The sequence below is a fragment of the Dehalococcoidia bacterium genome (assembly GCA_035574915.1).
Classification (GTDB): Bacteria; Chloroflexota; Dehalococcoidia; order DSTF01; family WHTK01; genus DATLYJ01.
This window is the reverse complement of record DATLYJ010000052.1, coordinates 1-5,055: the sequence shown is the minus strand read 5'-3', so window position 1 is coordinate 5,055 and position 5,055 is coordinate 1. Positions and strand designations below refer to the sequence as shown.

6 protein-coding genes are annotated in these 5,055 nt (G+C 66.1%); 3 read left to right on the top strand and 3 right to left on the bottom strand.

What is annotated here, in order from left to right; translation table 11 throughout:
• Positions 1-106: 106 nt before the first annotated feature.
• Together VNN10_04705 and VNN10_04700 are read left to right on the top strand one after the other, a co-directional pair.
• Positions 107-532 (top strand): archease, encoded by a 426-nt coding sequence (locus VNN10_04705; protein ID HXH21308.1) that lies wholly within the window; start codon positions 107-109, stop codon positions 530-532.
• A 17-nt stretch (positions 533-549) separates the two neighbouring features.
• Positions 550-1,980, top strand: coding sequence for an RtcB family protein (locus VNN10_04700; protein HXH21307.1), 1,431 nt, complete (start codon positions 550-552; stop codon positions 1,978-1,980).
• A 138-nt stretch (positions 1,981-2,118) separates the two neighbouring features.
• On the opposite strand, the gene VNN10_04695 is transcribed toward VNN10_04700, so the two are convergent.
• Positions 2,119-2,601, bottom strand: coding sequence for an Hsp20/alpha crystallin family protein (locus VNN10_04695; protein ID HXH21306.1), 483 nt, complete (start codon positions 2,599-2,601; stop codon positions 2,119-2,121).
• Between the two features lie 187 nt (positions 2,602-2,788).
• Positions 2,789-3,010: a hypothetical protein gene (locus tag VNN10_04690; GenBank protein ID HXH21305.1), complete on the bottom strand. Its 222-nt coding sequence runs from the start codon at positions 3,008-3,010 to the stop codon at positions 2,789-2,791.
• Positions 3,011-3,244: 234 nt separating this feature from the next.
• Between VNN10_04690 and VNN10_04685 the strand changes: the two genes are divergently transcribed.
• Positions 3,245-4,147, top strand: a complete 903-nt coding sequence (locus VNN10_04685) for a universal stress protein (protein HXH21304.1) — start codon at positions 3,245-3,247, stop codon at positions 4,145-4,147.
• A 448-nt stretch (positions 4,148-4,595) separates the two neighbouring features.
• On the opposite strand, the gene VNN10_04680 is transcribed toward VNN10_04685, so the two are convergent.
• On the bottom strand, positions 4,596-4,853 hold the full coding sequence (locus VNN10_04680) for a hypothetical protein (GenBank protein ID HXH21303.1): 258 nt from the start codon (positions 4,851-4,853) through the stop codon (positions 4,596-4,598).
• Positions 4,854-5,055: the final 202 nt, after the last annotated feature.

Here is a 5,055-nt window from a genome sequence, read left to right as displayed (position 1 = left end):
TCAAAAGCCGCAAAGATCGCGGAGGGGATGCTGAACGGCCCTTAAGGACCGAGGACGGCGCCAGCTAGTCTGATAGAAGACGGCGCCACCAATCACAGGGCCGGCAATGGCGGCAAAGGAAGCTTACTGGGAGCACTTTCCCCATGGAGCCGACATCGGCGTCCGGGGAGTCGCGCCGACGCTGGAAGGGGCGTTCGAGCAGGCGGCCCTGGCGCTCACGGCCATCGTGGTCGATCCGGCGTCCCTTCACGCGGACGAGGCCGTCGAGATCAGCTGCGATGCGCCTGACAGGGAGCTGCTGCTCGTCGACTGGCTGAACGCGCTGGTTTACGAGATGGCAACGCGACGGATGCTCTTCGGCCGCTTCGAGGTCGGCATCGATGGGACGCGCTTGCACGCAAAGGCCTGGGGTGAGCCCATGGACCTGAGCCGCCTCGAAATGGCGGTTGAGCCGAAGGGCGCCACCTACACGGCCCTCTCCGTGCGCCAGGACGCCGGCGCCTGGATTGCCGAATGCGTGGTCGATGTCTGAACGAAGGGGGGCGAGCGATGAACACTGCAGGTCTGGAACGACGCTCCGAATGCGAATGGGTTATCGCGCCGACGGGCAAGATGCGCGTGCCAGCGGTGATCTTCGCGACCGAGTCGCTCATCGAGGACATGGACGAGAAGGTGCGGGAGCAGATTACCAACGTCGCGAGTCTGCCCGGCATCGTCAAAGCGGCCTACTGCATGCCGGACGCTCACTGGGGCTACGGATTCCCCATCGGCGGCGTCGCCGCCTTCGACGCCAACGAAGGCGGGGTCATCTCGGCGGGCGGCGTCGGCTTCGACGTCTCCTGCGGCGTCCGGACGCTGTACACCGGCCTCACTATTCGTGAGGTGGAGAAGGCAAAGGAGCAGCTGGCAGACGCACTCTTTCAGATCGTGCCGGCGGGGCTTGGCAGCAGGGGCAAGATCCATCTCGACGGCAAGGCGATGAAGGCGATGCTGCTTGGCGGCGCGCGCTGGGCCGTCGAGCAGGGCTACGGCCGCGACGACGACCTGAACTTCATTGAGGAGCACGGTGTCATGGCCGGCGCGGACCCCGAGCAGGTGTCCGAGCAGGCGTTGAAGCGGCAGCAGGACGAGATGGGTACGTTGGGGTCGGGCAACCACTACCTGGAGGTGCAGCGGGTGGCGGAGGTCTTCGACGAGGATACGGCACGCACCTTCCGCCTGCGCCAGGACGAAGTCGTGGTCAGCATCCACTGCGGTTCACGCGGCCTCGGCCACCAGATCGGGACCGAGTATCTGAGGAAGATGGTCTTGGCGGCGGCAAGCCACGGCATCGAGCTGCCTGACCGGGAGCTGGCCTGCGCGCCCATCAAATCGGGCGTCGGCCAGTCGTACCTGGGCGCGATGCGGGCGGCGATCAACTGCGCCCTGGCCAACCGCCAGATCATCACCCACCTGGTGCGCCAAGCCTTCCACCGTGTATTTCCCGGCCGTGACTTGCCGCTGGTCTACGACGTTTCTCACAACACCTGCAAGGTAGAGCGTCACAACATCGACGGCGAATTGAAGGAGCTCTACGTCCACCGGAAGGGGGCAACGCGAGCCTTCGGACCAGGGCATGCTGAACTGCCGGCTGCTTATCGGGAGACAGGGCAGCCGGTGATAATCGGTGGGACCATGGGGACGGCGTCCCACGTGCTGGTGGGAACTGCGAAGGCCGAAGCGCTCTCCTTCAGCTCCTCCTGTCACGGCGCCGGCCGCGCCATGAGCCGCCACGAGGCGCTGAAACACTGGCAGGGTAGGTCGCTCGTCGACAGCCTCGCCGCCCAGGGAATACTCATCCGCACGCGCTCATATCGCGGCGTGGCGGAGGAAGCGCCGGGGGCCTACAAGGACGTCGACGCCGTCGCGGAGGCGGCGCATGCCTCCGGCCTCTCCCGCCGGGTCGCGAAGCTGACGCCGATGATCTGCATCAAGGGCTAGCGCCGCTCGACGAGCCGGCGGGAGGACCCGGAGCCATCTGGCAACGGCCACGTGGGCCGAAGGCGCAGGGCGGCATGGTCGCGGCACCGTCTTATTGCCCTGCGCGCTGACGTCCTGGTCCTCCTCCAGCGGCCGCGGCTACCCGGCCGCGGACTTCACCGGGATGGTCTTCTTCTGCGCCTCCTTCTTCAGAGGCAGGCGAATCTCGACTACCCCGTCCTTGAACTGCGCATCCGCCTTGTCGGTATCGACCCCAGCGGGCAACGCGATCTGGCGGGTGAAGCGTCCGTAGCTGCGCTCGGCCCTGTAGTAGTCCTCTTCCTTGACTTCCTTCTCCTCCTTGCGCTCGCCCGAGATCGTGAGCGTGTCGCCGTTCACTGAGATCTCGATGTCCTTCGCGCTCATCCCCGGCACGTCGGCCTTGATGACCAGCGATCCATCTTTCTCGAACATGTCGACGGCAGGCATGCGCAGCTCTTCGAAGAACGGCCAGCGCCAGGACCGCGGCTCCGGGAAGAGCCCCGGGAAGCCTGCCCACAGGCGCTGCATCTCCTCTCGCAGTCCGCGCAGACCCCTGCGTGGCCGGACGATGTCGAGCGGCCCAGGTTCGAACTCAGACATGGTTCGCCTCCTCAAGTCTGTGGACACTCCCAAGGTACAGCCGCTGGAAGCGCGATCTTGAGGGCCGAGAGTAACAGCAGCGAAGGGCCAGATGTCACATGTCGCCGCGACTGCCACATTACTGGGAAGGCAGGGAGCTGAGAAGTTGGAGACTAGCCTTTGATCGCGGCCAGCCGTGCGCCGCGGCTCAATCGACCGCCGGCGTCTCCATTGGTTCGATGAACCTGAGTTCCACCTGCCCGAAGCGGGTGCGTCCCCGCGCCAACCTGCGAGCCGCGCGGTACGAGCCGGTAAAGAGTCGCGAGTACCCTGTGTCAGGCGAGCTGATCAGGTATACGCCGAACTCCCGCTGTTCCGGGGTGGTGAGGTCTTCGAAGGCGATCGGCTCGCGCCCGGCTTTCTGCCCCATCGTTGTCCCCGCTGCCTCGTGGCCTTGCACACGTCTGCTGCGCCGGAAGACAGGACCAAGGTAGGCCTCGTCGCCGAGGGGTTACAAGCGCCAAATGGCACGTCGCGCGCGGATGTCAACGGTGCCGGCGAGAGGAGGGCCGGACGGCACTCAACGCCAGCAGGCGACGGTCGCGATAATTCAGGTAGCCTGCATCGAGGGCCGTCCCGCCGGCCCTGACCAGGAGGTGCCACTATGCCGGCGCCAACCATTCTCATCCCGCTGGACGGATCCAAGCTGGCGGAGACCAGCCTTCTTTACCTGAACGCGCTGCGCAACCTCGCGCCGTTCGATGTGGAGCTCATACACGTCGATGACCCTGAAGCCGAGCACGACCTTGGTGGCAAGACCTGGGATGCGGCCGCATACGTAAGGAAGACCGCGACTGCTCTCGCGGAAAGGTCGGGGCTCACGGTCCGGGCCCTGTGCCCCAGAGGCACGCCTTACGCGGCTATCCTTGCCCAGGCGGAGAATCCCTGGGTCTCTCTAGTCCTCACGACGACTCACGGTCGCACCGGATTCGAGCGCTGGGCGATGGGAAGCGTTGCCGACAAAGTCATTCGAGGCGCTCCCTGTCCGGTCCTGGCCATCGGTCCGGCAACGCGTGGTGCGCCCCCTTCCTTCGACCGCATCCTCGTGCCGCTAGACGGTTCGCCACTCGCCGAGGAGGCGCTGCCGTTCGCGAAGGGCCTGGCGGAGCGTCTCGGCTCCAGCCTCCTGTTGGTGCGTGCGGTGACTCCTGTCACGGTGGCGGACGAGCTCACCGACAGCATCCCGGCGGCCGTGGTCGAGAGCTACGAGCTGGTGGCCGGCAAGTACCTCGAGGAGGTCCGGCTAGAGCTTGAGACGGCGCGGCCCGTCGATATCGCTCCTTCGACGGGCCCAGCCGCGGAGGTAATCCTCGCCCGGGTGGAGGAGGAGCCGTGCGACCTAGTCGTCATGACGTCGCACGGTCGCCACGGCTTCCTCAGGTTCGCGCTCGGCAGCGTAACGCAGCGCGTGCTAGAGGCGAGCGCGGCGCCGGTGCTCATCGTGCGGCCCGGACAGTGGGAGCGCTTCGAACCCCTGGTCAAGGCAAGAGAAAGGCGCCCGGCTTAGGCCGAGGGCTTTTCTCTTGCTCTTGCGTATGGGGTTCGAACCTCTGACCTCCCGCCGGCCGCGGCTCCGCCGTAGTCCACACCTCGTCTGCACTCTCACTTCACGGATCGAACCGTTCTGAAGGCACCCGCCTGGGCGACTTCCCTTGTGCGCTCCCGGAACTTCGTAGAACGCCCAGAGGCCGTCCGGCACCGCAATCCGATCGGCCCTTGGCGGGCGGCTCCAGCGTTCCTAGTGTGGACTTGCGAGCGGCACGAACTGCGTTTGTTGCAGACAATCGATGGTCCGGATGAGAAGAATGCGACCCGGCCCCGACTTCTCCTGTCGCGACTGCGGCGCGGAATTCGTCACCGAGGACGCGCTGCGTCAGCACCAGCAGGAGATGCACCCGCGAGCGGCCGGAGCCATGCGCTGCCGCTTATGCGGCCACAACTTCGGCGACGCCAAATCACTCGAGCGGCACCTCAGGGAGGAGCACGGCGTTGAGGTCGCCGAGACGGTGCCATGCGGGGAGTGCGGTCTCGTCTTCGAAGGGCCCGACGCCCTGGAAGAGCACATCGACAGGGAGCACCCGCAGCGAGCGGGCATGGGGCAGACTCCTTAGTTTGCCGTCGCCAGCCGGGGGCGAGGCTGCGTTTACCGGCGATGCCACCACGGCCCGCACCTTCACCTGGTTGCCTCTCTTGCAGCTGCTGCTGATGAGCAAGCCGGAGAGCTTGTGGCCGGTCCGCGCTCAGGCTGCGGCCGGTCAGTCCTCCAGTGGCGGCTGAACGATGGTGTCAAAGGCCGGCAATCCGTGCGATGGTCGGAGTACGCCGGCTTCCTGCAGGCCACTGAGGAGCTTCTGAATTGAGGCGTAGTGAAACCCAACCAGCGCCACGGCGACCGTAAAGGTCAACTCCGCGCTG